Source organism: Azospirillum halopraeferens DSM 3675, assembly GCF_000429625.1.
Lineage (GTDB): Bacteria > Pseudomonadota > Alphaproteobacteria > Azospirillales > Azospirillaceae > Azospirillum > Azospirillum halopraeferens.
The window spans coordinates 1-26,581 of the sequence record NZ_AUCF01000004.1 but is presented as its reverse complement, the minus strand read 5'-3'; the positions used below and the strand labels follow the sequence as shown (position 1 = coordinate 26,581).

The window sequence follows — 26,581 nt, the reverse complement described above, 5'->3', positions numbered from 1 at the left end:
CCGTCAGGCGATCAGGATCGGCAGCCTCCCGCAGGCTCTCCGACCCGCGTGGCCGTGCTCATCACCCACCCGGTCCATTATTCCAGCGCCCTCTTCCGCCGGGTGGCGGAGGAACCCGACATCGCGTTGACCGTCTTTTTCGAATCAGACATCTCGCTGCGCCGGCATGCCGATCCGGGATTCTCGGCTGATGTCGAATGGGACGTCCCCCTGGTGGGAGGCTTCGAGCATACGGTGCTGCCCGCCCTCGGAGCGGGCCGCGGCCCGTCCTTCTGGTGGCCTTTCGCCTATGGCCTGCGCCGTCGGCTTAAGGAGGGACAGTTCGACTGGCTGTGGGTCCACGGCTACAACCGGCCGTCCCACTGGCTTGCCATGGCCGCGGCCCGCAGCCTGGGAATCCGCGTGATGATCCGCGACGACGCCACCGGGATCAGCCGTCCGCGCGGACGGCTGAAGCGTCTGGTCAAGCCGCTCTATTTCGCCGCGCTCAACCGGGTGGCGGAGCGGTTCCTCGCCGTCGGCTCGCTCAACGCCGCCTATTTCCGCGCCCTGGGCATACCCGACGAGAAGATCGTCCTGACCCCGTGGGCCGTGGACAACGCCTTCTTCCGGGTGGGGGACGGCACCCGCCGGGAGGCGCTGCGCCGCGAATTCGGCATCCCCGCCGATGCGCCGGTGATCCTCTTCGTCGCGCGGCTGCAACGCCTCAAACTGCCCGACCTTGTGCTGGAGGCGTTTCAACACCTCGCACCGGGTGCGGCGTCGCGCAGTCCTCACCTGATCTTCGTCGGGACGGGCGAGATGCTGCCCCACCTGAAGGAGGCCGCACGCGGCCTCGACCGGGTCCACTTCGCCGGCTTCCGAGGACAGCGGGAGTTGCGCGGTTTCTATGATCTCTGCGACGTCTTCGTGCTGCCGTCCATGTACGAGACATGGGGGCTGGTGGTGAACGAAGCCATGAACCTGGGCAAGCCGGTGGTGGTGAGCGATCAGGTCGGCAGCGGCCATGACCTGATCCGGCAGGGCGAGAACGGCTACAGATTCCCCACCGGGGACGCACCGGCGCTTGCGGCGGCCCTGTCCGACATCCTTGCCGATCCCGAGCGCGCCCGGCGCATGGGCCAACTGAGCCGGGACATCATCAGTGGCTGGGACTTCGACGCCGACGTCCGGGGACTGCGCACCGCGCTCGGCCTGCCGCTGCGCACCGGCGGCGAAAAGGCGGCAGCATGAACGGCGCGCACCGTCGGACGCAACACTACGGTTGGGGCCTGGTGCCGGGTCTCGTGGTCGGCCTGGTCGTCGGCATCGACGTCGAACTGGTCGGCCGGATCACCGGAAGCGAGCTGGCGCTCCTGCTTCTGCTGCCCGCCGCCGTTGTGACCGGCCGACTGCCGCCGGTGACATCGCCGATCCGAACGCTGGTCCTTCTGGCGCTGGTCTGGCTCGCCGTCCAGTTCATCAGCGATCTGGTCAACGACAGCGAGATTGACAACATGGCCCGGGGTGCCGCCCGCGCGGGGGCCACGGTCCTTCTCGTCCTCGGATTCTTCACGCTGATCGGCGACCGGTTGCGCAGCATCCGGACGGTCTTCCTGGCCCTGGCCCTGGGCCTCCTGGTCTCTCCGTTGCTCAACCCCTCTGACTATTTCGAAGGCGATCCCTGGAAGTTCGGCTACGGCGGCGGCGTGACCATGCTGGTGATCAGCGCCGCCGGTATTTTGTGGGTGATGGAGCAACGTTCCGCCGCCATCCTGCTTTGCCTCGGTGCCGGCGGGTTGAACCTGTTGCTGGGTTTTCGCAGCCTGGCGGGCATCGCCATCATGACCGCGTTGATCCTGCTCCTGTCGATGGTCTTCGGACGGCGCGGGCGCGCCTTCTCGCCGATTCAGATGGGTGCGACGCTGCTGGTGCTGATGATCGGGAGCCTCGGTGTGATCGAGGTCTACTCCCACGCCGCGCAGACCGGGTTGCTCGGCGAGTGGGAGCGGGAAAAATTCCTGGCGCAGGTCGACGAGCGCGGCGTGCTGCTGTCCGGCCGCGCGGAATTCCCGGTCGCCTTCGAAGCTGTACGGGAGAAGCCACTGCTCGGCCACGGGTCCTGGGCGGCCAACGAGCACTATGCCATTCTGCTCCTGGAACTCTCCGGAGTAAGCCTGGACAACATTCCGGTCGATGTGCCGGACCTGATCCCCACCCATTCCCACCTGATGGGCGCCTGGGTGGAAGGGGGCATTCTCGCAGCCCTGTTCTGGTTCTATGTGGTGGCGATCCTGGTGCGGGCGATCTTCTCCACGGTGCACAACATTCGCCTGGCCGATCCGGTCATCATCTTCTCCTTGTTGAATCTCGCCTGGGCGATCCTGTTCTCTCCCTATGGACTCACCAACCGGGTGCTGAGCTGCTTCGCCATCGTCATCGCCGCGACCGTGCTCCGCCTCGACACCGGCCGCGATGCCGGAGGGGGCATCGGCCGATGAAGGTGTCCATCGTCACCATTTCCTTCAACCAGGCGGAATTCCTGGAGCACACCATCCTCTCGGTGCTCGGCCAGGACCATCCGGACATCGAATACATCGTCGTCGATCCCGGCTCGACCGACGGCAGCCGCGCGATCATCGAACGCCACCGCGACCGGATCGCCCGGGTGATCCTCGACCCGGACGACGGTCCGGCCGACGGGCTGGCCAGGGGGCTGGCGGCGGCGACCGGCGGGATCTTCGGCTATCTCAACGCCGACGACCGATTGCTGCCGGGCGCCGTGTCGCGCATCGTCCGGGGATTCGCGCGCCATCCCCGGGCCGATGCGGTCTATGGGCACGGCATCATCGAGGATCACCGCCTGGGCCTGCATTACCGCGTGCACGCGAGCCGTCCGCCGCTGAAGCCCTGGTTGCTGGCTTTCGGCGGCATCGGGATTCTGCAACAGAGCATGTTCTTCCGCACCGGCGCGGTGCGTGCAGTCGGCGGCTTCAACCCGGCCAACCGCACATGCTGGGACGGCGAGCTGCTGGCGGAACTGGTGCTCGCCGGGGCGCAGTTCCACCGCATCGACGCCTTGCTGTCGGTCTTCACGCTGCACGAACGGTCGATCTCCGGTTCCGGCCGGCTTGAGGACCAATACCGCAAGGACGCCGACCGGATCTTCGCCCGGCTGATGGGACGGGGACCGGCGCCGGGCGACGGGCTGCGCCGTGCTGCGGCGCGGTTGCTGAAATGGGCGCGCGACCCGGTGGCGACGGCCTGGCGGTTGCGCCGCCTGATCGACCGCCGCCCGCAGCCGCTGCCGACCGTTGCGCAGGAGCGCTGACCCGTGTTCGGCGTGGCGTCGCGCAACCGTTTGCGCCGGCTGGCCCGGGCCGTCGACCCCGACTACCGGCTGCGCCGCGTGCCGCGGCAACTGCGCGGTGCCCTGTTCGCGCTCACCCACGAGGTGGCGACCCCCCCGGCAGGCAACCGGGCAATCGCGCAGGCGATTCGCGACGGCCGGCCCGCCGCCATCGGCAAGATCGGCAATTCGGAGCTGCGCATCGTGCTGCGCCGGCTGGCAGGCCGCGCTGCGCCGTATCCCGACTGGCTGCGGGAAGAGGCGCTGGTCGGCCCCGGCATCTTTCCGACGGACGACCGCACGCTCGATCGCTTCTCGGACGTCTACCTGGAGAGCCTGGGCAGCGTCGATCTGCTCGGCGTCTGGTACAATCACGGCGAGGCCCGCGTGGTGGCCGCCGCCGCCTCCCGGGCCCGTTTCATGGAGTTGGAGGCGCTGGAGCCCTACCTATGCGAGGAGCCCTGGAGCCACGCGCTCCTGGGACGCCGCGTCGCGGTGGTGACTCCCTTCGCGCGGACCGTCGCCGCGCAGTACGAACGGCGCCGGGCGATCTGGACGGCACAGCCGACCCCCCTGCCGGATTTCGACCTGCGCGTCGTGCCCGTCCCCTTCAGCCCGGCGCTGGAGCCGCCCCGCCACGCGACCTGGTTCGAGCGCTACGACGCGGTGGCCGAACGGCTCGAATCCAAGCCCTTCGACGTGGCGCTGGTGGGGGCCGGCGGGCTGTCCATCCCGCTGTGCGCGCTGGCCCGGCGGCTTGGCCGGATCGGCATCCACATGGGCGGCGGCACGCAGGTGCTGTTCGGCATTCAGGGCCGCCGGTTCGAAGACAACCCGGAGATCGTGCGCCGGATGAACGAACACTGGTGCCGCCCCCTGCCCGAGGAGACCCCCTCCGCCAACGGCCTGGTCGAGAACGGCGCCTACTGGTAGCGGGGCGGAACGGGCCTGAGGCCGTCGTTCCCCCATGGCGCGCGGGCGCGACTTGGAGCATGATTCCCTCTCACGTCCCGCCTGCTACGGACCCCGACCATGGCCAGCCACACCTTTCCCCCGGACTTCCTGTGGGGCGCCTCCACCGCCGCCTACCAGATCGAGGGCGCCGTCGACGCCGACGGGCGCGGCCCGTGCGTGTGGGACACCTTCACCGCCGCCGGCCGCATCCAGGACGGCAGCAGCGCCGCCGTCGCCTGCGACCATTACCACCGCTGGCCGGAGGACATCGCGCTGATGCAGCGGGCGGGCTTCAACGCCTACCGCTTCTCCATCGCCTGGCCGCGCATCCTGCCCGCCGGCAGCGGGGCGGTGAACGGGGCGGGGCTGGATTTCTACGACCGGCTGGTGGACGGGCTGCTGGCGGCGGGCATCCGACCCATGGCCTGCCTCTACCACTGGGACCTGCCGCAGCCGCTGGAGGACGCCGGCGGCTGGCAGAGCCGCGCCATCGCCGGCTCCTTCGCCGAGTACGCCCGCATCGTCGCCGCGCGCCTGGCCGACCGGGTGAAAGACTGGATGATGCTGAACGAGCCCAACGTGGTGGCCACCCACGGCTACGGCACCGGCGAGCACGCTCCCGGCCACCGGCTGGGGGAGGAGGGCATGCTGCGCGCCCTGCACCACCAGAACCTGGCCCAGGGTGCGGCCCTGCGCGCGCTGCGGGCGGAGCACGCCGGGCTGACGCTGGGGACCGTCATCAACCTGCAGCCCTGCCGCGCCGAGGACGACCGGCCGGAAAACGTGGCCGCCGCCGCGCGCTGGGACGCGGTGTGGAACCGCGTGGCCCTGGACGGTGTGCTGCGCGGCCGCATCCCGCCGCTGCTGGCCGAACGCATGGCCGCCATCGTGCAGCCCGGCGACGAGGAGGCGATCCGCTTTCCCATCGACCTGCTGGGCATCAACTACTATTCCCGCATGACCATGAAGCACGAGGAGGGGCACCCCTTCGACGTGTGGTGGGGGGACGCCCACTGCGACCGCTGGACCGCCATGGCCTGGCCGGTCCAGCCCGACGGGCTCTACGACCTGCTGTGCGAGTTCCGGCGCGACTACGGCAACCCCGCGGTCTTCATCGCCGAGAACGGCGCGGCCTATGACGATGCCGTGACATCCGACGGCCGCGTCCACGACCCCGAACGGGTCGCCTTCCTGCGCGACCACCTGATCGCCGTGGCCCGCGCCGCGGCGGAGGGCTGCAACGTCCGCGGATACCTGTGCTGGAGCCTGCTCGACAACTTCGAGTGGGCGTTCGGCCTGTCCAAACGCTTCGGCATCGTGCGCGTCGACTACGACACGCTGGAACGCATCCCCAAGGACAGCTACCGCTTCCTTGCCGAGGTGATCCGCACCGGGCGGGTGGAGGGGTAGGAGCCCCCTTACGCCATTTTGGTTAAAACGTTTGGTAACGCCTGCGCGTTACGATAGGGTCCTCGTCCTTCCGAACCGGGGTCGCGCGGGAAATGCCCAGCATGGAGTCATCGAAGGAGGTGGCCGGATTCGCCCGCCGGTTCCTGGATCTGACCGGAGGGTACTGGTCGGGCCCCGACCGGTGGAAGGTGCGCCTGCTGTCGGTCGCCCTGCTGGCGCTGACCGTCGTGGGCGTTGTCGTGCCGGTGTTGATCAACCTGTGGAGCCAGCGCTTCTTCGACGCGCTGGAGCAGCGCTCCATGGACCGGTTTATGACGATGATCGTCGCCATCATCGGCATCATCGCGCTCAACATCCTGAACACGGTGCTGCATCTGCGGGTCAAGCGGCGCCTGCAGCTCGGCTGGCGGGCGTGGCTGACGGAAAAGCTGCTGGACGACTGGGTGTCCAAGGGCCGGCAGCACCAGGTGACCTACCTGCCCGGCGACCACGACAACCCCGACGGCCGCATCGCCGAGGACATCCGCATCTCCACCGAGTACGCCATCGATCTGGGCCTGTCGCTGATCTATTGCGTGCTGCTGCTGGCCAGCTTCACCAGCATCCTGTGGGAGCTGTCGGGGGCGCCGGAGGTGACGGTGTTCGGGTACACGGTCACGGTGCCCGGCTATCTGCTGTACGTCGCCCTGCTGTACGCCGGGGCCGGCACCACCATCGCCATGCTGATGGGCCAGCCGCTGGTGCACGCCGCCAACCGGCGCCAGGGCTACGAGGCGGATTTCCGCTTCGGGCTGGCCCGCGTGCGCGAGCACGCCCAGGCGGTCGCCCTGCTGCACGGCGAAGGGGACGAGCGGCGGCGCCTGTTCGGCCTGTTCCAGGGCGTGCGCCAGGGCTGGCACCGCCAGACGCGCGCGCTGTCCAACATGATGACCTTCACCTCCGCCTATTCGGTGCTGTCCACCGCCTTCCCGATCCTGGTGGCCGCCCCGCGCTACATCTCGGGCGCCATCTCGCTGGGGGTGCTGATGCAGACGGCGCAGGCGTTCCAGCAGACGGTGGCGGCCCTGTCGTGGCCCATCGACAACCTGCCGCGCGTGGCGGAATGGAAGGCGTCGGTGGAGCGCGTGCTGGGCCTGCACGACGCGCTCAAGCGTCTGGACGCCGAGGTGGCCGGCAACGGCGGCGCCCGCATCCTGGTGGAACGCCTGGATACGGAGCACAACCTTAGCTTCCGCAACGTCGCCATCGCGGAAACCGACGGCCGGCCGCTGGTGGAGCCCTTCGACCTGGAGATCCGGCCCGGCGAGCGGGTGCTGATCGCCGGCGACGCCGGCGCCGCCATCCGCCTGTTCCGCGCCGTCGCCCGGGTGTGGACCTGGGGCAGCGGCCGCATCTCGCTGCCCGCCCACACCCGCGTGTTCTTCATGCCGCAACGCCCCTACCTGCCCCACGGCTCGCTGCGCGCGGCGCTGAGCTATCCCGGCGGGCCGGAGAAGGTGGACGACGGGCAGGCCCGCGACGCGCTGGCGCGGGTCGGCCTGACCCACCTGCTGCCCCGCCTGGACGACAGCGACCATTGGGACGAGATCATGGCCCTGCCGGAGCAGCAGCGGCTGGGCTTCGCCCGCCTGCTGATCCGCCGCCCCGACTGGATCTTCGTGGAACACGCCACCGATGCCCTCGACCCCGACGGGGAGGAGGACATGCTGCGCCTTCTCGATGCGGAGTTCCCCGCGGCCACCCTGCTGACCATCGGCAGCCACCCCGGCCTGGAGGCGCACCACCGCCGCAAGGTCACCCTGGAGCGCACCGGCGACGCGGTGCGGGTGCGCGACGAGCGCCTCGTCCCGCTGGAAGATCGGGTGGCGTGACGCGGCCGGTCCTTACCCCACCGCCTCCCCCGCCATGAGGGCGGCGAACCAGCGGGCCGAGTCCTTGGGCCGCCGTTCCTGCGTGGCGTAGTCCACGTGCACGATGCCGAAGCGGGTGCCGTAGCCGCCGCCCCATTCGAAATTGTCCAGCAGCGACCAGGCGAAATAGCCGCGCACGTCCGCCCCGGCGCGCAGCGCCTCGCCCATGGCGGCGACGCAGGCGCGGAAATAGGCGACGCGGCGCGGGTCGTGCACCCGTCCTTCGGCGTCGGGGGTCTCCGCCTCCTTGGTGCCGAAGCCGTTCTCGGTGACGTAGACCGGCAGCCGGTAGCGGCGGGTCAGGTGCAGCAGCGTGTCGCGGAAGGCGCCGGGATCGACCGGCCAGCCGATGTCGGTGCGTGCCATGCCGTCGGGCGGGGAACCGAAGGTGAAGCCCCGGGGCTCCGCCGGGTCGGCCTTGCCGTACATGGGGGCGTAGTGGTTCAGGCCGAACCAGTCCAGCGGCCGGGCGATGCGCACCATGTCGCCGGCCTCGACGTACGGCTCGATCAGCGCCGCCAGCCGCGGCGGGTAGTGGGCGCGCAGTTGCGACTCGGGGAAGCAGCCGTTCCAGAACTCGTCGAACAGGGCCGTCGCCTCCACGTCCTCCGGCCGTTCGCTCTCCGGCCGCAGGGGCTGCACGCTGTGGATGGCGCCGATGGAGGCGCCGGGGACCAGGGCGCGCAGCGCATCCACGCCGGCCCCATGGGCCAGGTTGACGTGGTGGATGACCCGCAGGTGGTGGGCGGGGTCGGAGATGCCGGGCGCCCCCCAGCCCCAGCAATAGCCGAACAGGGTGAAGACCGAGAACTCGTTCATGGTGGCCCAGCGCTTCACCCGGTCTCCGTAGCGCCGGGCGCACAGGGCGGCGTAGTCGGCGAACCAGCCGGCGCTGTCGCGCCGCGACCAGCCGCCCAGGTCGTGCAGCGCCTGCGGGAAGTCCCAGTGGAACAGGCAGGCCCACGGCTCGATCCCCGCCTCCAGCAGCCGGTCGATCAGCCGGTCGTAGAAGTCCAGCCCGGCCTCGTTCACGGCGCCGCGCCCGTTGGGCAGGACGCGCGGCCAGGCGATGGAGAAGCGGTAGGCGCCGAACCCCAGCCCCTTCATCAGGGCGACGTCCCCGGCGTAGCGGTGGTAGTGGTCGCAGGCGACGTCGCCGGTGTCGCCGCGGTCGATCCGGTCCTTCATGCGGCAGAAGGTGTCCCACACACCGGGCCGCCGCCCGTCCTCGTTCGCCGCCCCCTCCACCTGGTAGGCGGAGGTCGACGCCCCCCACAGGAAGCCGTCGGGAATGCCCAGGTCGGCCGCGGTGCGGCCGGGTTCGTCGGGGGTGGCCATGGCGGGGAAGGTCCGTCGGTGAGGGGGAGCGCCATTATGCCCGTTCCGCGGCGGACGCGCCAAAGCTAGGATCGCACCACCCCCGCCCTGCTCCGGAGTCCCCGGCCATGCCCTCCGCCGCCCCCGCCCCGCCGCCGCTGCGGCCCGATTTCGTGTGGGGTGTCTCCACCTCCGCCTACCAGATCGAGGGGGCGGCGGAGGCGGATGGCCGCGGCCCGTCCATCTGGGACCGCCACTGCCGCATCCGCGACGCGGTCTACAACGGCGACTCCGGCGACGTCGCCTGCGACCATTACCACCGCTGGCCGGAGGACGTGGCGCTGATGAAGGGGCTGGGCGTGAATGCCTACCGCTTCTCCATCGCCTGGCCGCGCGTCCTGCCGACCGGGCGCGGCGCCGTGAACGAGGCGGGGCTGGACTTCTACGACCGGCTGATCGACCGGCTGCTGGCCGCGGGGATCGAGCCGTGGGTCTGCCTCTACCACTGGGACCTGCCGCTGGCCCTGCACGAGCTGGGCGGCTGGTCGTCCCGCGACTGCGCCGGCCGCTACGCCGACTACGCCGCCCTGTGCGCCCGGCGCTACGGCGACCGGGTGACGCGCTGGATCACCTTCAACGAGTTCTCGGTCTTCACCCTGTTCGGCTACGCCATTCCGTGGGCGGCGCCACGCATCACCGACCGGGCGCAGCACCTGCGCGCCGTCCACCACGTCAACCTGGCCCACGGGGCCGGCGTGGATGCGCTGCGCGCCCTGGTCCCCGGCGCCTCCATCGGCGCCATCCACAACCGGCAGGTGGTGATCCCGGAGAGCGACACCCCGGAGAACCGCGCCGCCGCCGCCCTGCTGGACGAGCACTGGAACCGCGCCTTCCCCGACCCGCAACTGCTGGGCCATTACCCGCCGCAGCTTGCCGCGGCGCTGGAGCCGTACGTGCAGGGGGGCGACATGGCGCGCATCGCCCGCCCGGTCGACTGGTTCGGCCTCAACCACTACGGCCCGATCTTCGCGAAGGCCGACCCCGCCGCCACCTGGGGCTACGGCTGGGGCGAGGCGCCGCCCGGCGGGGACGACCACGGGGTCGGCTGGGCCATCTTCCCCGACGCCTTCCGGGACGAGCTGCTGGAGATCCAACGCCGCTACCGCATCCCCATCGTGGTGACCGAGAACGGCTGCGGCGGCAACGATGCGCCGGACGCCACCGGCGCGGTGAACGACCCCCACCGCATCGCCTATCTGACCGTCTACCAGAAGGCCCTGCGCGAGGCGGTGGCGCGGGGCGCCGACGTGCGCGGCTTCTTCCTGTGGTCGCTGCTCGACAACTTCGAATGGGGCAGCGGCTACGGCAACCGCTTCGGCCTCGTCCACGTGGACTTCGCCACGCAAAAGCGCACGCCCAAGGCTTCGTTCCGCTGGTACGCCGACCTGATCGCGCGGGAACGGGCGGGGGTACGGCCGTATCCGTAGCGTGGCGCGACCGCATGATCTAGTTTGCGGCCGGGATTAACCGCACGCCCCTGCCGTCCCGGAGCACCCCTCCATGCTCACCGAATTGACCATCAGGAACTTCAAGACCCTGGAAGACGTCACCATCGAGCTTGGAGACCGGGTCATCCTCATTGGCCCGAACAATTCGGGAAAGACGACCGCGCTTCAGGCCCTCGCCCTCTGGGACATCGGCGTCGGAAGTGAGTTCGGTGCTGGACGCCATTCACGAGACGGCGTCCCGGGCTTGCCCCCGGCGCGAGGGCTGATGCTGCAAGCATGCCCGCGTCGTTGACCACCCCCGACCACCTCTTGCGCGTGCACGCCTTCACCGGCGGGGCCGCCGTGCCCGCCGCGCGCTTCCGCGTGCGCCAGTACGTGGCGCCGCTGGCGCGGCTGGGCGTCGCCGTGACGGAGCGCTTTCCGGCGCTGGGGGCCTATCCGCCGGCGGCGCGGCTGTTGCGGCCGGCCTGGGCGGCGGGGACGCTGGCGCAGCGGCTGCCGGGGGTGCTGGCCAGCCACGGGGCCGACGTGGTGCTGTTGCAGCGCGAGATGCTGTCCACCCTGGTGACCCTGGAAGGGCTGACGGGACGGCCGCGGGTGCTCGACGTGGACGACGCCATCCACCTGTTCCGCGGCGGCCGCACGGCGCGGCGGCTGGCCGGGCTGTGCGATCTGGTGATCTGCGGCAACGGCTGGCTGGCCGACGTCTACCGCGACCGGATGCCGAACGTGGCGGTGCTGCCCACGGCCATCGACACCGACGCCCTGACGCCCGCCCCGTGGCCCGATGCCGATCCGGACACCGGTTACGGCGTGGTGATCGGCTGGATCGGCACGTCGGGAAACCTCCGCTACCTCGACGCCGTAGCGCCGGCCCTGGCCGCGGTGCTGGCGCGCTTCCCGCGCGCCCGGCTGGAACTGTGCTGCGACGCGCCCCCCGCCCCGGCCGCCCTGCCCGGCCTGCCGGCGGAGCGCATCGACTTCACACCCTGGTCGGAAGCGGCGGAACCCGGCTTCTTCGCCCGCCTGACGGTCGGGCTGATGCCCCTGGCGGACGGCGACTGGGAACGCGGCAAGTGCAGCTTCAAGATGCTGCAGTACATGGCGGCCGGCCGGCCCTCGGTGGTGTCGCCGGTGGGCATGAACCGCGACGTGCTGGCGCATGGCAACCACGACGTGCCGGCGCACGGCAACGACGCCGTGCCGGCGTACGGCCCGGTGGCGCTGGGCGCCGCGGCGACGGAGGAGTGGGCCGCGGCCCTGAGCGGCCTGATCGCCGACCCGCCGGCGGCGCGCGCCATGGGGGCGGCCGCGCGCGCGGCGGTCGAGGCGCACTACGCCGTGGCGGTGCTGGCGCCGCGGCTGGCCACGCTGCTGCGCGGCGTGGCGGGCTGAAGGGTTACGCCGCCGCGGCCAGTTCCAGCACGCGCCGCGCCACCTTCTGGAAGGCGCGCTCCTCGATCTGGCGGATGCGCTCGCGGCTGACGCCGTACTCGCCGGCCAGATCCTCCAGCAGCCTGGGCGTGGCGCTGAGGCGGCGGGCGGCGAGGATGGCGCGCTCGCGCTCGTTCAGGATGTCCATGGCCTGACGCAGCAGCGCGCTGCGCCGCGCCGCCTCGCCGCGCTCGACCAGCACGTCCTCGACGCTGGGGCGGTCGTCGGCCAGGAAGTCCTGCGCCTCGGCGGTGCCCTCCAGGGACACCGGGGCGTTCAGCGAGGCCACCGGCTGGGCCAGGCGGCGGTTCACCTCCACCACGTCGCTTTCCGGCACGTCGAGGGTGCGGGCGATCGCGGTGACGTTCTCCGGCCGCAGGTCGCCGCCGCCGATCTCGCCCAGCTTTCGCTTCAGCCGCGCCAGGCCGAAGAACAGCTTCTTCTGGGCGGCGGAGGTGCCGAGCTTCACCAGGCTCCACGAGCGCAGGATGTATTCCTGGATGGCCGCCTTGATCCACCACATGGCGTAGGTGGACAGGCGGAAGCCGCGGTCCGGCTCGAACTTGCGCACGGCGGTCATCAGGCCGAGGTTGCCCTCGCTGATCAGGTCCGACAGCGGCAGGCCGTAGCCGCGGTAGCCCGATGCGATCTTCACCACCAGGCGCAGGTGGCTGGTCACCAGCCTGCGGGCCGCCTCGACGTCGCCGTGCTCGCGGAACGCGTTGGCCAGCACGTATTCCTCCTCGGCGCCGAGCACCGGGAAGCGGTGGACCTGGTCGATGTAACGGGACAGGGATTCGCCGGACGACGGTACCGGCAGCGCCAGGGCAGTGCTCATGTCACATCCTCATCCAAGCGATATGACGATCATGCCGGCCCCCGGGCATGGGCGGCCGGCACCCCCGCGAACGGCGAGGGCACCGCAGATTTTAGGCGCCCCGCCGGCCAAGTCAACGGCGTGTGTTACGTTCCGCCGTCCGGCTGCGCCAGGGCCGCCTCGATGGCGGCCGTGACCTTGCCGGAGTCGGGGGCGGTGATGCTGGAGAACCAGTCGACCAGCCGGCCGTCGCGCCCCACCAGCAGCTTGTGGAAGTTCCAGCGGGGCTGCCCGATGAAGCCGGTGGCGTCGGCCGCCCAGCGGTACAGCGGGTGGGCGTCGGTGCCGGTGACCCGCTGCTTCTCCAGCAGCGGGAAGTCGACGCCGTAGTTGATGCGGCAGAAGTCAGCGATCTCGCTGGCCGTCCCCGGCTCCTGCCCGCCGAAATCGTTGGACGGCACGCCCAGCACCACGAAACCGCGGTCGCGGTAGCGGGTCCACAGGGCCTGCAACGCGTCGTACTGCGGCGTGAACCCGCAGTGCGAAGCGGTGTTGACGACCAGGACCACCTTGCCGCGAAACAGGTCGGCCGGGTGGCTGCCGCCGTTCAGCGCCGGCAGCGGCAGCGCCCCCCAGTCCAGGGACGGCGGACCGGCCGCGGCGGGCGGCGCCGTCATCAGGACCATGGCGGCGGCGGCAAGGGCGGCGGTGGCTTTGATCGGCGTGCGGATCGGCATGGGGCCCTCCTTCCGGTGCTGTTACGCGGCCGCCGCCGCCGCGGATCACCCGTCCGACGGCGGGGAGGCGTTGACCAGGTCCGGCTCCATCACGAAGGGCAGCGTTGCCACCTGGTCGGCGCGGGGGGTGCGGGGGCGGCGCACCGGCTCCACGGCGACGGGGCGGCCGGTGCGCAGGGATTCCTGTATCGCCAGCACGACGCGCACGTCGGCCAGCCCCTCCTCCCCGTCCGGCTGCGGTTCGCGGTCCTCCAGGATGCAGTCGGAGAAATAGCGCAGCTCGCCGCCGAACTGATCGGTGTGGGGGAAGCGCCGTTCCTCGGTGCCGGCGGGGGTGGTCAGGCGGAATTCGAGCGGCGCCATGAAGTCGAAGCCGGGCTGTGCGTGCAGGTTCCCCTCGGTGCCGACGATCCGGTAGGCGTCCAGCGCCTCGGCGCCGAAGCTCACCACGAACTGGGCCAGGCGGTCGCCGGGGAAGCGCATCAGCACCGCCACCGATTCCGGCACGTCGCCGAACCGCCGTTCGTCGCCGCGGGTGCTCAGCGCCATCACCTCCACCGGGTCGGCCTGGAAGACGTGGCGGGCCATGTTGATGGGATAGGGGCCCATGTCCGCCACCGGGTCGGCCCCATAGCCGTCCCTGGCGCGGTGGTTGGCCCCCGCCACCTGCTGGGTGAAGGTGGAGTTGAACAGGCGCACCTCGCCGATGCGGCCGGCATGGACCAGCTCCAGCGCCTCCACCGTCGCCGGCTCGAAATGCAGGCGGTAGGCCACCATCAGCTTAGCCCCGCCGGTGCGCGCCGCGTCGATCATGGCCTGCGCGTTCTCTTCGGAATCGGCCAGCGGCTTCTCGCACAGCACGTGCACCCCCGCCTCCAGGGCGGCGACGGCGTGCTCCCGGTGCAGGGTGTTGGGGGTGGCCACGTACACCGCGTCGATGGCGCCGGAGCGCAGCAGGGCCTCGTACCCGTCGTAGCCGCAGACCCGGGGAATGCCGTACTTGGCCGCCAGGGCCCGCCCCTTCTCCGGATCGCCGGTCACCAGACCGGCCAGCACGGAGTTGCCGGTGTGGGCGACGCCGGGCATGAACACCTGCTGTGCGATCCAGCCGGCCCCCACCACGGCATAGCGCACGGCGCGCCCCTTGGTCGGATCGTCGGACATGATGAACCTCTCCCCGGTGGTCCGGCGGGCCTCATGCCCGTTGCCGGCGCATTGCAGCCTGGACGAGCGGCAGCTTGTTGCCCACCCCACCTGGCGTTATATGACGGACGGCTCGCCCGCCGAGCCCCGCGGGCGCCGGCACGGCCGCCGCGGTCCTCCGGGGCCCCGCCCATGTCCCTCGAACCCTTCGCGCTCGTCCTGTCGCTGCTGCAGCAGACCTGCGTCTATCTGGTCGTCGCCTGGCTGCTCAGCCGCACGCCGCTGGTCCTGCCGGTGATGCACGTGACGGTGCGCTGGCCGCACAAGCTGGCGTGCTACGCCATCTTCTCCGCCTTCTGCGTCATGGGGACGTATTTCGGGCTCCAGATCGACGACTCCATCGCCAACACACGCGCCATCGGGGCGGTGCTGGGCGGCCTGTTCGGCGGGCCGTCGGTGGGGGTGGCGGTGGGGCTGACGGGCGGGGCGCACCGCTATTCCCTGGGCGGCATGTCGGCGCTGGCCTGCGCCATCTCCACCGTGGCGGAAGGGCTGATCGGCGGGCTGGTGCACCGCCACATGGTGCGCCGCGGCCGCATCGAGGCCCTGTTCAACCCCGTGCGCGTCGGCGTGGTGACGCTGGTGGCCGAGGTCGTGCAGATGGCGATCATCCTGGCGGTGGCACGGCCGTTCCCGGCGGCGGTGCACCTGGTGGAGGTGGTTGCGGTGCCGATGATCGTCGCCAACGCCCTGGGTGCCGCGCTGTTCATGCGCATCCTGCTGGACCGCCGGGCGCTCATCGAACAGCAGGCCGGCGCCTTCTCCACCAAGGCGCTTAAGATCGCGGCGCGGGCCGACGGATTGCTGCGCGGCGGCTTCGACCGGGACAGCTCCATGCGCGTTGCCCGCATCCTCTATGAGGAGACCGGCGTCGGCGCCGTCGCCATCACCGACCGGGAAAAGCTGCTGGCCTTCATCGGCATCGGCGACGACCACCACACACCCGGCACCCCCATCAGCTCCGCCCAGACGCTGGAGGCCATCGCCGCCAACCGGGTGATCTACGCCGACGGCAACGAGGTGTCGTACCGCTGCTCCATCAGTCCGAGCTGCCGGCTGGGGGCGGTGCTGGTGATCCCGCTGGTGGGGGAGGACGATCGGGTGATCGGCACCATCAAGCTGTACGAGCCCAAGACCAAGATCTTCTCCACCATCAACCGGGCGCTGGGCGAAGGCATCGCCCGGCTGCTGTCGGGCCAGATCCTCGCCGGCCGCTACGAGCGGCAGAAGGCGCTGCTCGCCCGCTCGGAGATCAAGCTGCTGCACGCCCAGGTCAACCCGCACTTCCTGTTCAACGCCCTGAACACCATCTCCGCCGTCATCCGGCGCGATCCGGAGCGGGCGCGCCGGCTGCTGCGCAACCTCTCCACCTTCTTCCGCAAGAACCTGAAGCGGCCCAGCGAGACCGCGTCGCTGGCCGACGAGGTGGAGCACGTCAACGCCTATCTGCAGATCGAACAGGCGCGTTTCGCCGACCGCCTGAGCGTGGCCATCGACGTGCCGGAGGAGCTGCGCGCCGCCCGCCTGCCCGCCTTCTCGCTCCAGCCGCTGGTGGAGAACGCCATCAAGCACGGCACCTCCCAGCTTCTGGACGCCGGGCGCGTGCGCATCGCCGCACGGCGCGAGGGGGACGACCTGCTGCTGTCGGTGGAGGACAACGCCGGCCTCTACGACCCGGCCCGCACCGGCGGCGACGGGCTGGGCATGGCGATCGTCGACGGCCGGGTGCGCAACCGCTGCGGTGCCCCCTACGGCCTCACCGTCGCCTGCGAGCGGGACGCGCACACCCGCGTCACCCTGCGCCTGCCCCTCGATCTGCCCGAAACGGACCTGCCCGCAACCACCGAGGCCGCCGCCCCATGATGTCGGTCCTGATCGTCGACGACGAACCGCCGGCCCGCGAGGAGCTGCGCCGCCTGCTGGAGGAGGCGCCGGACCTGCGGATCATCGGCGAATGCGCCAACGCCATCGAAGCCATCGGCGCCATCAACCGGCAGGCGCCGGACGTGGTGTTCCTCGACATCCAGATGCCGCGGGTGAGCGGACTGGAGCTGCTGTCCATGCTCGATCCCGAGCGGATGCCGCGCATCGTCTTCCTCACCGCCCACGACGAGTACGCGGTGCAGGCGTTCGAGGAGCATGCCTTCGACTACCTGCTGAAACCCGTGGAGCCCGGCCGGCTGGAAAAGACTCTGCACCGCCTGCGCCGCGAGCGCGCGCCGCAGGACCTGCGCGCGCTGAAGGGAACCGACGAGCTGACGCGCATCCCCTGCACCGGCGTCAACCGGATCGTCCTGATGACCGTGGCCGAGGTGGAGTACGTGGTGTCCCGTCCGGCCGGCGTGTACGTGGTGGGGGAGGACGGGCAGGAGCGTTTCACCGAGCTGACCCTGCACACGCTGCACGATCGCACCCCGCTCCTGCGCTGTCACCGCCAGCACCTGGTCAACCCCGAGCGCATCCGCGAGATCCGCTTCGTCGACAACGGCCTGGCGGAGATCCTCACCCGCGGCGGCCACACCGTACCGGTCAGCCGCCGCTTCCTGGCACCGCTGAAGGAGCGGCTGGGGATCGTATGAAACCGGCTACGCCCGCACCGGCTCCCCGGCCGCGTCGTCCCAGCGCCAGGGCCCGGCGCCGGGAACGATGCGCACGCCGCCGACCCAGCGCTCCGGCGGCCCGAGGGACAGCCAGTCCCGGGCGCCGCGCAGCACCGCGGCACCGGCGTCGGTGATGCGCAGCGGCCACTGCGGCCACGGCCGGCCGGCGCCGTCCCCGTCGATGGCGAACGGCGGTTCGGCGGCGCGCAGCATGGCCTGCACGATGACCAGGAACATCAGGTCGCTCAGCCACGGCCGGGGTTCGCGCCGGTTCATCACCTCGGCGTAGATCCGGCCGACGGTGAAATCCCCGCTCCCGACCAGCTCCAGGATGAAGCGTTCGGTCAGCGACAGGCCGTCGCCGGTCCACGGCAGCTCCCGCAGGTGGCGGTGCAGCGCCCCCGGCAGGTCCGGCAGTCCGGGCATGGCGGAGCGGGCCAGCGCCGCCAGCGCGCGCGGGTCGGGGCTGCGCAGGGCGTCCCACGCCCGCCGCCCGGCCGTCAGATCGGCGGGTGCCAGCCGATGGCGCGTCGGCCACAGCAGCCGGAGCCCTTCCGGCGGCAACTGGCCCAGGCCGATGAAGCGCGCGGCACCGGGGAAATGGCTGATGGACACCAGCTCCGTCACCGGCGGCGCCCCGGATTCGGCGAAGCGGGCCAGCCAGCGGGCCAGGCAGAGCTGGTCGTAGCTGTCGTGCTCGCACCACAGCACGACCCGCTCGTACCCCGCGGCGGCAGCCAGCCCCTCCTCCTCGCGCCGCAGCTTGTCGGCGATGGCGTCCGCGGAGAGGTCCATGAGGCCGCCGAAGGCGCCGGTGAGGAAGCGGACGCGGACGGCGTGCAGGTCCGGCCCCTCGGGAACGGGACCCTGGCAGCAGGGGTCGGAGTGCTCCAGGAAATCACCGGCGAACCCCGCGTCGCCCAGCGCCGTCCGGATGTCGGAGCCGCAGCGGACGTGCAGCGTGCGCCGGTCGCCGTCGGGGGGCGGGTCACCGCCGGTGATGGCGGCGCGGGCGCGGCCCATGGCCAGGATGTGCGCCTTCAGGCGCGGCCAGCTCGGGCTGCCGAGTTCGCGGGCGATGACGAACTGGGCGTCGGCCAGGCGGGCCGCTTCCGGAGCGGCGGCGGGCCGGTGCGTGCGCCAGCGGGCCAGGGCCGCGGCATCCCCCGCGCGCACGGCGCGCAACAGGTCCCTGGCGCGGGTCTTCTGCTGGTCGAGGTTGAGACGGAACGGCACCGCGGGCCGGATGGGCCTTTCGGTCATGGCGATCCCTTTTCATCCACGTCCGTGTCCGCCGACAGACTGAAAAGGGAGATGGCAGGCGTCCCGTGCTCAGTGGTTGCGGGCGCAGCCCTTTCCGCGGACGTGGAGGACCCAACCCGGCCCGTCCGCCAGTAAAGACCGTCCGGCGGCCGGCGTCAATCGTCGCAGCACATGCGCGCGGCGTGCGCCATCGCCTCGGCGCGGCGGAAGGCGGGCAGATCCATGGGCGGATCCCGCCGCCCGAGACGGGCGTGCTCGGCCAGATAGCGTTCGTAGGAATCGTCCTTCAGGAACCGGCACAGGCCGGTCCAGGCGGCGCGCAGGTCGGGGCGGGGCATCGGCGGGGCTCCGGAGGAAGCGTTCGACGCCCCACCCTACCCCGCCCGCCGGCGCCGCAGCCGGCGAACCGGCCGAGCGGCGCCGGGAGCGGGCCGAGCGGCCGGCCGGCGGGGGTGAGCGGCGGCACCGCCGTTCCCTGTGCCACCTGCTGCACGCTGCCGGAGATCTCGCGGGTCGCCGCACCTTGCTCCTCCACGGCGGCGATGATGGCCGCCGCACCCTCGCTGATCCGGCGGATGGTGTCGGTGACGACGCGGATGACCGCCACCGCCGCCGCCGTGGTGCGCTGGATGCGCTCGACCTGTTCGGAGATGTCCCCGGTGGCGCGGGCGGTTTGGGTGGCCAGGCTCTTCACCTCGTTGGCCACGACGGCGAAGCCCTTGCCGGCGTCACCGGCGCGGGCCGCCTCGATGGTCGCGTTCAGCGCCAGCAGGTTGGTCTGTGCCGCGATCGTGCTGATCAGGCCGATGACGTCGCCGATGCGCTGCGCCGCGTCGGCCAGCGCCTCCACCGTGACGTTGGTCTCGGCCGCCTGTTCGGCCGCCGACCGGGCCATGTCGGCGCTGGCGGTCACCTGCTTGGAGATCTCGGCGATGGACGCCGACAGTTCCTCCGTCGCCGCCGCCACGGTTTGCACGCTGTGGGATGTTTGTTCGGCGGCACCGGACACTCTGGCCGCCTGATGGCTGGTGTCGGTCGCCACCGAGCGCATGGTGCCCGACGTGTGCTCCAGGGCCCGCGAGGCGTCGCCGATGGTGGTCAAAGCGCTGTGGGCCGCCCGATGGAACGCATCGCACAGGGTGCGGATGCTGGCCGCACGCGCCAGTTCCGCCTCCCTGCGGGCCGCGGCTTCCCGCTCCAGGCGCTCCGCTTCCAGCGCGCCCAGGCGCAGGGTTTCCAGGGCATCGGCCATGCTTCCCAGTTCGTCGCGATAGCGCTTGGGCGGCACCGGCCGGGCGAAGTCGCGCCGCGACAGGTGGCCGATCGCCTCGGTCAGGTCGCTGATCGGACGCATCACCCGGGCGCGGATGGCCGCCACGCCGGCAACCGACAGCAGGATGGCCAGCCCCGGCCCGATTCCCGAGGGGACGAGGACCAGCAACGCCTCGGTCCGGCGCTCGTCGGCGTGGGACACGGCCTCGTCCAGCGCCCCGAAGGCGATGGCGACGATGCCGTCGAACGGGCCGTTGCACATCCCGGTGTAGGCGCGCCCCTCCATCGCCGGCCGGCCGGAGCCGCTCAGCCCGCTGATGAGGTCGTCCATCTGCTTTTGCACCGCCCCGATCTCCGTCGCCGCCTTGCCGATCAGGCTGCGGAGCGCTGCCGGAGTGTCGGGACGGGCGGCGAAGTCCTGGATCTGGCGCAGTTCGACGCCATCCGCCGTCTTGTGGTCATACCAGCGCCGCAGGGTTTCGGCGTCGGGAGGGGTGTCCTGCGCGACGAACGGCCTCAGCAGCGAGCACTGCAGCCCGTACCGGTCCCGCAACCGCCACGCGGATTCCCGCGTCGTCAGCATCGCCGCCACCACGGCGTCGCGGCTGCGCACGCCGTTGGCCACGGCGATGGCCACCTCGTCCAACTGGCCGGTGGTCCGCTGCACGGCCTGCCGCCACGGTTCGATGTCCGGCAGCCGGCGGTCCGCCATGGGAAGCCTGAGGTGGGCCTCCACCAGGGACCAGGAGTCCGACTGACGGCGCCAGGCGTCCTGCAACTGCGCGGCAAGGTCCTGCCGGTTCACCGGGTCGGTCCGCTCCAGTTCCGCGAGCGCCTGCCCGATTGCCTCGTCGGCGGCCCGGCGCACGCCCGCCAGACGCTCCTGCGGTGCCTCCTCGGTCGTCAGCCCCGTCTGAATCGCCGAGATCTGGCCGCGCGTCTGCAACATTGCAGCGAACAGGCCGCGGTTGCTGATCGTACTCCGTTCCGTGGCTTCGGCCACCACAAAGTTCGAGTAGGCGTTATAAATCCAAGCTGAGCGTCGCCGCGAGCAACCCGCACAGCATCAGGACCTGAATGACGATCAATAGTCTGGAAACTGACGTGCGGAACATGGATACCCCCGCCCTGGATGACGACGGGGCTTCAGGTCCATAGAATAGGGCAAAGCGGACGTGATAAGCACTAATGTAATATTGTTATTTTCAGAAATGAAGATACTCTTCGCGATTGCAGTTGCAACCCGGGCGTCGCAACGCCCGGGTTTCCGGCGTTCCGCTCCTCACCACCCGATGGCGCGGGGCAGCCAGGTGGCCACCGGCGGCCACAGAAAGATGATGGCGACGGTGAGGAGCTGCATGGCGATGAAGGGCAGGACGCCGCGGTAGATGTCCAGCGTCGCCACCTCCGGCGGGGCAACGCCGCGCAGGTAGAACAGCGCCCAGCCGAAAGGCGGCGTGAGGAAGCTGGTCTGCAGGATGGCGGCGATCAGGGTCGCGGTCCACACCGGGTCGACGCCGGCGTTGTGGAGCACCGGCAGGAACAGCGGCACGACGATGTAGCTGATCTCGATCCATTCGATGAAGAAACCCAGCACGAAGATCAGGGCGATCATGAACAGCACCACCCCCTCGGCGCCGCCGGGCACCAGGGCGAAGGCGTCGTGGACCAGCTTCTCCCCCTGAAGGCCGCGGAAGGCCAGGGCGAACACCTGGGAACAGACCAGGACGAACATCATGATGGCGGTGATGCGCGCCGTGGTGTGCACCGTGTCCACCAGCGTCGCGCGCGACAGGCGGCCGGCCAGCGCCACGACCAGGACGCTGCCGATGGCGCCCATGGACGCGGCTTCCGTCGGGGCGGCCACGCCGCCGATGATGGAGCCCAGCACCAGCAGCACCAGGGCCACCGGCGGCAGGCCGACGGTCAGCACCTTGCGCACCAGCACCCGCCGCGGCAGGGCCCGGCGCTCCTCCAGGGGCACCGGCGGCACCATGTCCGGGCGCAGCACGCCCAGCACCAGCATGGACAGGCAGAACACGCCGGCCAGCAGGATGCCGGGGCCGACGGCGGCGGCGAACAGGGTGCCCACGGACTGGCCCAGGATGTCGGCCAGCAGGATCAGGATGAGGCTGGGCGGGATGAGCTGGCCCAGCGTGCCCGACGCGCAGATGGTGCCGCAGGCCAATCCCTTGTCGTAGCCGCGGCGCAGCAGCGCCGGCAGGGTCAGCAGCCCCAGCGTCACGATGGTGGCGCCGACGATGCCGGTGGTCGCCCCCATCAGCACGCCCACCAGCACGATGCCGATCCCCATGCCGCCGCGCAAGCCGCCGGCGAGGTGGCCGATCACCTCCATCAGGTCGTCGGCGATGCGCGACTTCTCCAGCATCACCCCCATGAAGACGAACAGGGGAATGGCGATCAGCGTGTAGTTCGTCGTAACGCCGAAGATGCGCGCCGGCAGCAGGTTGAACAGGAGCGGCCCGAACCCCAGCCAGCCGAAGACGAAGCCGCTGACCGCCAGAGTCAGCGCCACGGGAATGCCGATCGCCAGCATGGCGAAGAACGACAGGATGCAGCCGATGGCGAGGATCTCATTCAGCGGCATGGCGGTGGCCCTCCCCGCGGTCGACGCGCACGAGATCCGCCTCCGGCCGCGGCTGCGCCAGGGGGATCGCCGCCCGCAGGACCGACGCCAGGCTGTGCAGACCGAGCAGCGCGAAGCCGGCCGGGATCATCGCCTTCAGGATGTAGCGGTGGGTCAGCCCGCCGGGGTCCGACGACCGTTCGCCGATGGCATAGCTTTGCAGGGCGTAGGGGATGGACAGCTTGACCACGATCACGCACAGCGCCAGCGCCAGCAGGCAGGAGACGAGTTCGATGACCTGGCGGGTGCGCAGGCCGAAGCGGTTGTAGAGCACGTCGACGCGGACGTGCCCGTCGTGCTTCACCGCGTAGGCGATGCACAGCAGCGCCAGCGGCGACATCAGGTGCCACTCCAGCTCCTGCATGGCCACCGAGCCGGTGCGCAGGCCGTAGCGCAGCAGCACGTTGCCGGCCATCACCAGGACGAGGGCCAGGGCGCTCCACGCCGCCAGCCGCCCGCACACGTCGACGACGCGGTCCAGCGCGTCGGCGCAGCGCCCGAGGGCCGCCAGATCGGCGGCCTTCGTCGCGAACCGGGATCGGTGCACCGGTCAGGCTCCCCGGCCACCGCGGATCTGGCTCTGGTACACCGCCTCCGAGATGCCGGCCCAACTGTCGTGGGTGGTCTTGAAGGCCGTGAAGGAGTCGTGGACCTTCTTCACCAGCGGGTCCTTCGCCGCGGCATCGGACAGCACCTGGAGCGTCGCCTCGCGCAGCTTCGGCACCATCGATTCGGGCAGCGGCTGCGCCTGCACCCCGTGGTTGGTCACCAGGTCCGCCAGCGCCTCGGCGTTGGTCGCCTCGCACCAGGTGTGGCTGATGGTGTTGCAGGCGGCGGCGGCGGCGCGCACGATGGCCTTGAGGTCGTCGGGCAGCGACTCCCAGGCGGCCTTGTTGATGATCAGCTCGGTGACGTTCGACGTCTCGTGCCATCCCGTCGTGTAATAGTGCTTGGCCGCCTTGTGCAGGCCCAGGCGGCGGTCCTGGTAGGGCCCGACGAACTCGGCCGCGTCGATCACGCCGCGCTCCAGCGCCGGGAAGATCTCCCCGCCGGGCAGCAGCTTCACGTCGACGCCGAACTGGGCATAGACCTTCCCGGCCAGGCCGGGGATGCGCATCTTCAGGCCCTTCAGCCCCTCGATGGAATCGATGGGATTGCGGAACCAGCCGGTCATCTGCACGCCCGTGTTGCCCATGGCCAGGGGCACCAGGTTGAAGGGGGCGTAGACCTCCTCCCACAATTGCTGGCCACCGCCGTGAAGAAGCCAGGCGGTCATGCCCTGGAAGTTCAACCCGAAGGGCACGGCGGTGAAGTACTGCGCGGCGAAGGTCTTGCCGGCCCAGAAATAGGCGTTGGCGGCGTTCATCTCGATGGTGCCGGCGGACACGGCGTCGAAGCCCTCCAGCGCCGGAATCAGCTCGCCCGCCGCGAAGTGCTGGATCTTCAGGCGGCCGCCGGACATGGCGTCGACCATCGCGATGAAATCGGTGGGGCTGCCGGGGCCGGTCACGTAGAAGGGCGATCCCGGCCCGTAGGCGTTGGTCATCTTCCATTGGAACGTCTTCTGCGCCCGCGCGACATGGGGTGCCGCAAGAGTGGCGGCGGCGGCCGTGCCCGCGACCGCGGCCGTGACGAACGAACGTCGATCCATGCTGTCCCTGCTCCCGTCTTCCTGACTGGCGTTGATGGGAGCGGTGCTGCATGTGGCATGCCAAACGCCGGGAGTCGGCATACACGGGTGTTCGGCCGCCGGGCGGGCGATGCTGCGCGGTTTAATTGTGCAGACTCCGCCGCAGTGCACAATCAATGGTCAGCGCGCTCACCGGCGCGGGGTGGCGCCGCTCACCTCCCGCCGGCGACCGCTCGGGCCCCCATCCGACCGCTCGCCCGATCCGACCCCACGGCGGGTGGGGGCACTCCTACAGTGACGGCGGAACCCTTCCAGGAGAGCCGTCATGGATCACGCCATTACGTTTGTGATCGCGACACTCTGCATCCTCGCCATCTGCTACCGCTTCTACGGTATCTTTTTCGTGCGCAAGGTGCTCCGTGCCGACGATTCGGAGATCACGCCGTCCCACGCCCTTGAGGACGGGCGCAACTACGTTCCCACCAAGAAGTGGGTGACTGCCGGGCAGCATTTCGCGGCGATCGCCGCCGCCGGCCCGCTGGTCGGCCCGGTTCTCGCCGCCCAGTTCGGCTATCTGCCGGGCTTCCTGTGGCTGCTGGTCGGCGTCGTCGTCGGCGGTGCCGTCCACGACACGGTGGTGCTGTTCGCCTCGATGAAGCACAAGGGCCAGTCCCTGTCCGAGGTCGCCAAGGCGGAGCTGGGGCCGGTCGCCGGCTGGTGCACCGGGCTGGCAATGCTGTTCATCATCACCATCACCATGGCCGGCCTGTCCATGGTCGTGGTGCACGCGCTGGAACGCAACGCGTGGGGCGCCTTCGCGGTGTTCATGACCATCCCGATCGCCATCGGGCTGGGCCTCTACGAGCGCTTCTCGGGCCATTCCAAGGGCGCCACCTATGTGGGCGTGGGCGCCATCGCCGCCTCCGTGCTGGCCGGCCCCTACATCCAGGGCACCGTGCTGGGCGCCTGGCTGACCCTGCACGCCGATACGGTCGCCGTCATCCTGCCCGTCTACGCCTTCTTCGCCACGGCCCTGCCGGTGTGGCTGCTGCTGACGCCGCGCGGCTACCTGTCCAGCTTCATGAAGATCGGCGTGTTCGGCGCGCTGGTCGTCGGTGTGGTCTTCATCAACCCGGAAATCCGCTTCCCCGCCCTGACCGACTTCATCCACGGCGGCGGCCCGGTGCTGAGCGGTCCGGTGTGGCCCTTCATCTCCATCACCATCGCCTGCGGCGCCATCTCGGGGTTCCACGCCTTCATCGGGTCGGGCACCACGCCCAAGCTGATCGACAAGTGGAGCGACATCCGCCCCGTGGCCTTCGGCGGCATGCTGGCGGAATGCATGGTCGGCGTCATGGCGCTGATCGCCGCCACCGCCCTGCACCCGGCCGACTATTTCGCCATCAACTCCGCCCCCGCGGCCTTCGCCAAGCTGGGCATGGAGGTGGTCGACCTGCCGCGCCTGTCGGAAGCGATCGGCCTGGATCTCTATGGCCGCACCGGCGGCGCCGTGACCCTGGCGGTCGGCATGACGGAGATCTTCACCCGCGTGCCGTGGTTCACCACCATGGCCTCCTACTTCTTCCAGTTCGTCATCATGTTCGAGGCGGTGTTCATCCTGACCGCCGTGGACAGCGGCACCCGGGTGGCCCGCTACCTGATCCAGGACCTGGGCGGCGACCTCTACGCGCCGCTGAAGCGGCTGGACTGGATGCCCGGCTCCATCGCCGCCAGCGTGCTGGCCTGCGTGGCCTGGGGGTACCTGCTGACGTCGGGCGACATCAACTCGGTCTGGGCTCTGTTCGGTGTGTCAAATCAGCTCATGGCCTCGGTCGGCCTCATCATCGGCGCCACCATCATCCTGCGCCTGGCCGAAAAACGGGTCTACATGCTCACCTGCCTGGTGCCGCTGGCGTACCTTTTTGCAACCGTGAACTACGCCGGCTACTGGATGATCACCAACGTGTACCTGAATCCGGCGGCCCGCGGGTACAGTCTGTTCAATGCCTTGATCTCGATCATCATGCTGACGCTGGGTTTCGTCATACTGTTCGCGGCGTTGCGGAAGTGGCGGGACCTGCTGCGGGCGATACCCAAGCCCGCCGTGGTCCCCATGGCCGCGACCGCCGCGGAATGAGGACGCGCCCACGGGACGACACGAGCGGGGCGGGGGGGCGCATCCGGCGACCGCCCGCCCCGGACCCGGGACAACGAATCGGAAAGTCACGATCATGGACACCCTGTTGACGGAACCGCTCGACGCTGCGCCGGAAACGGCCCGGTCACTCCAGCCCTGGCGGGGCTTTGCCGGGGGAGCGTGGCAGCGCACCGTGGACGTGCGCGACTTCATCACCCGCAACGTCACGCCCTACGAGGGCGACCAGACCTTCCTGTCCGGCCCGACCGAGCGCACCGGCGCCCTGTGGGCCACGGTGGCGGAGCTGCTGAAGCGGGAACGCGCGGCCACCGGCGGCGTGCTGGACGCCGACACGGAGACCATCTCCTCCATCACCGCCCACGCCCCCGGCTGGATCGACCCGGCGCTGGAGGT

Annotated in this window: 22 protein-coding genes and 1 pseudogene; 13 read left to right on the top strand and 10 right to left on the bottom strand. The window is 70.7% G+C overall.

The genetic code is table 11. The features are described from left to right. The first annotated feature begins 48 nt into the window (after nt 1–48). From G472_RS31075 to G472_RS31065, 6 genes are all read left to right on the top strand, one after another. Complete coding sequence (locus tag G472_RS31075) at nt 49–1,233, top strand: glycosyltransferase family 4 protein (RefSeq protein WP_051340347.1); 1,185 nt, start codon at nt 49–51, stop codon at nt 1,231–1,233. Continuing rightward, nucleotides 1,230–2,480: a hypothetical protein gene (locus G472_RS0103825; protein ID WP_029007319.1), complete on the top strand. Its 1,251-nt coding sequence runs from the start codon at nt 1,230–1,232 to the stop codon at nt 2,478–2,480. Before G472_RS31075 ends, G472_RS0103825 begins: the two co-directional genes overlap by 4 nt. Then, the gene (locus G472_RS31070; RefSeq protein ID WP_051340345.1) at nt 2,477–3,310 is read left to right on the top strand and encodes a glycosyltransferase family 2 protein; all 834 of its coding nucleotides are present in this window, start codon (nt 2,477–2,479) and stop codon (nt 3,308–3,310) included. The genes G472_RS0103825 and G472_RS31070 overlap by 4 nt, the downstream gene beginning before the upstream one ends. 3 nt (nt 3,311–3,313) lie before the next feature. Beyond that, the gene (locus tag G472_RS0103815) at nt 3,314–4,261 is read left to right on the top strand and encodes a hypothetical protein (RefSeq protein WP_029007318.1); all 948 of its coding nucleotides are present in this window, start codon (nt 3,314–3,316) and stop codon (nt 4,259–4,261) included. A 99-nt stretch (nt 4,262–4,360) separates the two neighbouring features. Next, complete coding sequence (locus G472_RS0103810) at nt 4,361–5,692, top strand: GH1 family beta-glucosidase (protein WP_029007317.1); 1,332 nt, start codon at nt 4,361–4,363, stop codon at nt 5,690–5,692. Between the two features lie 101 nt (nt 5,693–5,793). After that, the gene (locus G472_RS31065) at nt 5,794–7,563 is read left to right on the top strand and encodes an ABC transporter ATP-binding protein/permease (protein ID WP_245593382.1); all 1,770 of its coding nucleotides are present in this window, start codon (nt 5,794–5,796) and stop codon (nt 7,561–7,563) included. Between the two features lie 12 nt (nt 7,564–7,575). Here the strand turns inward: G472_RS31065 and G472_RS0103800 are convergent, their stop codons facing one another. Beyond that, entirely contained in the window at nt 7,576–8,940 is a 1,365-nt protein-coding gene (locus G472_RS0103800) for a GH1 family beta-glucosidase (RefSeq protein WP_051340343.1), read from the bottom strand. A gap of 107 nt (nt 8,941–9,047) precedes the next feature. Here G472_RS0103800 and G472_RS0103795 point away from each other — a divergent pair, with 107 nt between their 5' ends. From G472_RS0103795 to G472_RS0103785, 3 genes are all read left to right on the top strand, one after another. Continuing rightward, nucleotides 9,048–10,406 (top strand): GH1 family beta-glucosidase, encoded by a 1,359-nt coding sequence (locus G472_RS0103795; RefSeq protein WP_029007315.1) that lies wholly within the window; start codon nt 9,048–9,050, stop codon nt 10,404–10,406. 73 nt (nt 10,407–10,479) lie between these two features. Next, nucleotides 10,480–10,719 carry an AAA family ATPase gene (locus G472_RS0103790; RefSeq protein WP_029007314.1) on the top strand — a complete coding sequence of 80 codons (240 nt, stop codon included), beginning with the start codon at nt 10,480–10,482 and terminating at the stop codon, nt 10,717–10,719. After that, complete coding sequence (locus G472_RS0103785; protein WP_029007313.1) at nt 10,704–11,822, top strand: glycosyltransferase; 1,119 nt, start codon at nt 10,704–10,706, stop codon at nt 11,820–11,822. Before G472_RS0103790 ends, G472_RS0103785 begins: the two co-directional genes overlap by 16 nt. Nucleotides 11,823–11,826: 4 nt before the next feature. Here G472_RS0103785 and rpoH read toward each other — a convergent pair whose 3' ends face one another. The 3 genes from rpoH to G472_RS0103770 form a co-directional block, all read right to left on the bottom strand. Beyond that, nucleotides 11,827–12,699, bottom strand: a complete 873-nt coding sequence (gene rpoH, locus G472_RS0103780) for an RNA polymerase sigma factor RpoH (RefSeq protein ID WP_029007312.1) — start codon at nt 12,697–12,699, stop codon at nt 11,827–11,829. Nucleotides 12,700–12,824: 125 nt separating this feature from the next. Next, on the bottom strand, nt 12,825–13,415 hold the full coding sequence (locus G472_RS0103775) for a glutathione peroxidase (RefSeq protein ID WP_029007311.1): 591 nt from the start codon (nt 13,413–13,415) through the stop codon (nt 12,825–12,827). 45 nt (nt 13,416–13,460) lie between these two features. Then, the gene (locus G472_RS0103770; protein WP_035691035.1) at nt 13,461–14,579 is read right to left on the bottom strand and encodes a Gfo/Idh/MocA family protein; all 1,119 of its coding nucleotides are present in this window, start codon (nt 14,577–14,579) and stop codon (nt 13,461–13,463) included. A 171-nt stretch (nt 14,580–14,750) separates the two neighbouring features. Here G472_RS0103770 and G472_RS0103765 point away from each other — a divergent pair, with 171 nt between their 5' ends. Both G472_RS0103765 and btsR read left to right on the top strand, forming a co-directional pair. After that, on the top strand, nt 14,751–16,481 hold the full coding sequence (locus G472_RS0103765) for a sensor histidine kinase (RefSeq protein ID WP_029007309.1): 1,731 nt from the start codon (nt 14,751–14,753) through the stop codon (nt 16,479–16,481). After that, a complete protein-coding gene (gene btsR, locus G472_RS0103760; protein ID WP_029007308.1) occupies nt 16,478–17,197 on the top strand; it encodes a two-component system response regulator BtsR in 720 nt (239 codons plus the stop codon). Before G472_RS0103765 ends, btsR begins: the two co-directional genes overlap by 4 nt. 6 nt (nt 17,198–17,203) lie before the next feature. On the opposite strand, the gene G472_RS0103755 is transcribed toward btsR, so the two are convergent. The 6 genes from G472_RS0103755 to G472_RS0103725 all read right to left on the bottom strand — a co-directional run bounded on the left by G472_RS0103755 (nt 17,204) and on the right by G472_RS0103725 (nt 24,051). After that, nucleotides 17,204–18,481: a DUF1835 domain-containing protein gene (locus tag G472_RS0103755; protein ID WP_156926977.1), complete on the bottom strand. Its 1,278-nt coding sequence runs from the start codon at nt 18,479–18,481 to the stop codon at nt 17,204–17,206. Nucleotides 18,482–18,636: 155 nt separating this feature from the next. Next, entirely contained in the window at nt 18,637–18,819 is a 183-nt protein-coding gene (locus G472_RS31060; RefSeq protein WP_035691033.1) for a hypothetical protein, read from the bottom strand. Beyond that, the gene (locus G472_RS31055; protein WP_156926976.1) at nt 18,768–20,756 is read right to left on the bottom strand and encodes a methyl-accepting chemotaxis protein; all 1,989 of its coding nucleotides are present in this window, start codon (nt 20,754–20,756) and stop codon (nt 18,768–18,770) included. Before G472_RS31055 ends, G472_RS31060 begins: the two co-directional genes overlap by 52 nt. Nucleotides 20,757–21,035: 279 nt before the next feature. Next, nucleotides 21,036–22,361 (bottom strand): TRAP transporter large permease, encoded by a 1,326-nt coding sequence (locus tag G472_RS0103735; RefSeq protein WP_029007306.1) that lies wholly within the window; start codon nt 22,359–22,361, stop codon nt 21,036–21,038. Then, the gene (locus G472_RS31050; protein WP_245593381.1) at nt 22,348–22,947 is read right to left on the bottom strand and encodes a TRAP transporter small permease subunit; all 600 of its coding nucleotides are present in this window, start codon (nt 22,945–22,947) and stop codon (nt 22,348–22,350) included. Before G472_RS31050 ends, G472_RS0103735 begins: the two co-directional genes overlap by 14 nt. 3 nt (nt 22,948–22,950) lie before the next feature. After that, a complete protein-coding gene (locus tag G472_RS0103725) occupies nt 22,951–24,051 on the bottom strand; it encodes a TRAP transporter substrate-binding protein (protein ID WP_029007305.1) in 1,101 nt (366 codons plus the stop codon). Between the two features lie 304 nt (nt 24,052–24,355). Between G472_RS0103725 and G472_RS0103720 the strand changes: the two genes are divergently transcribed. Beyond that, the gene (locus G472_RS0103720) at nt 24,356–26,167 is read left to right on the top strand and encodes a carbon starvation CstA family protein (protein WP_029007304.1); all 1,812 of its coding nucleotides are present in this window, start codon (nt 24,356–24,358) and stop codon (nt 26,165–26,167) included. Between the two features lie 94 nt (nt 26,168–26,261). Then, a pseudogene (locus G472_RS31045) lies at nt 26,262–26,581 on the top strand (formate acetyltransferase); the annotation flags it as partial.

What these genes read in the sequence shown, in the direction of transcription:
- G472_RS0103825 (WP_029007319.1), top strand. Translation starts at nt 1,230, where the DNA reads ATGAACGGCGCGCACCGTCGGACGCAACACTACGGTTGGGGCCTGGTG.
- G472_RS31070 (WP_051340345.1), top strand. Translation starts at nt 2,477, where the DNA reads ATGAAGGTGTCCATCGTCACCATTTCCTTCAACCAGGCGGAATTCCTG.
- G472_RS0103810 (WP_029007317.1), top strand. Translation starts at nt 4,361, where the DNA reads ATGGCCAGCCACACCTTTCCCCCGGACTTCCTGTGGGGCGCCTCCACC.
- G472_RS31065 (WP_245593382.1), top strand. Translation starts at nt 5,794, where the DNA reads ATGGAGTCATCGAAGGAGGTGGCCGGATTCGCCCGCCGGTTCCTGGAT.
- G472_RS0103800 (WP_051340343.1), bottom strand. Translation starts at nt 8,940, where the DNA reads ATGGCCACCCCCGACGAACCCGGCCGCACCGCGGCCGACCTGGGCATT.
- G472_RS0103795 (WP_029007315.1), top strand. Translation starts at nt 9,048, where the DNA reads ATGCCCTCCGCCGCCCCCGCCCCGCCGCCGCTGCGGCCCGATTTCGTG.
- G472_RS0103790 (WP_029007314.1), top strand. Translation starts at nt 10,480, where the DNA reads ATGCTCACCGAATTGACCATCAGGAACTTCAAGACCCTGGAAGACGTC.
- G472_RS0103785 (WP_029007313.1), top strand. Translation starts at nt 10,704, where the DNA reads ATGCCCGCGTCGTTGACCACCCCCGACCACCTCTTGCGCGTGCACGCC.
- rpoH (WP_029007312.1), bottom strand. Translation starts at nt 12,699, where the DNA reads ATGAGCACTGCCCTGGCGCTGCCGGTACCGTCGTCCGGCGAATCCCTG.
- G472_RS0103775 (WP_029007311.1), bottom strand. Translation starts at nt 13,415, where the DNA reads ATGCCGATCCGCACGCCGATCAAAGCCACCGCCGCCCTTGCCGCCGCC.
- G472_RS0103770 (WP_035691035.1), bottom strand. Translation starts at nt 14,579, where the DNA reads ATGTCCGACGATCCGACCAAGGGGCGCGCCGTGCGCTATGCCGTGGTG.
- G472_RS0103765 (WP_029007309.1), top strand. Translation starts at nt 14,751, where the DNA reads ATGTCCCTCGAACCCTTCGCGCTCGTCCTGTCGCTGCTGCAGCAGACC.
- btsR (WP_029007308.1), top strand. Translation starts at nt 16,478, where the DNA reads ATGATGTCGGTCCTGATCGTCGACGACGAACCGCCGGCCCGCGAGGAG.
- G472_RS0103755 (WP_156926977.1), bottom strand. Translation starts at nt 18,481, where the DNA reads ATGACCGAAAGGCCCATCCGGCCCGCGGTGCCGTTCCGTCTCAACCTC.
- G472_RS31060 (WP_035691033.1), bottom strand. Translation starts at nt 18,819, where the DNA reads ATGCCCCGCCCCGACCTGCGCGCCGCCTGGACCGGCCTGTGCCGGTTC.
- G472_RS0103735 (WP_029007306.1), bottom strand. Translation starts at nt 22,361, where the DNA reads ATGCCGCTGAATGAGATCCTCGCCATCGGCTGCATCCTGTCGTTCTTC.
- G472_RS0103725 (WP_029007305.1), bottom strand. Translation starts at nt 24,051, where the DNA reads ATGGATCGACGTTCGTTCGTCACGGCCGCGGTCGCGGGCACGGCCGCC.
- G472_RS0103720 (WP_029007304.1), top strand. Translation starts at nt 24,356, where the DNA reads ATGGATCACGCCATTACGTTTGTGATCGCGACACTCTGCATCCTCGCC.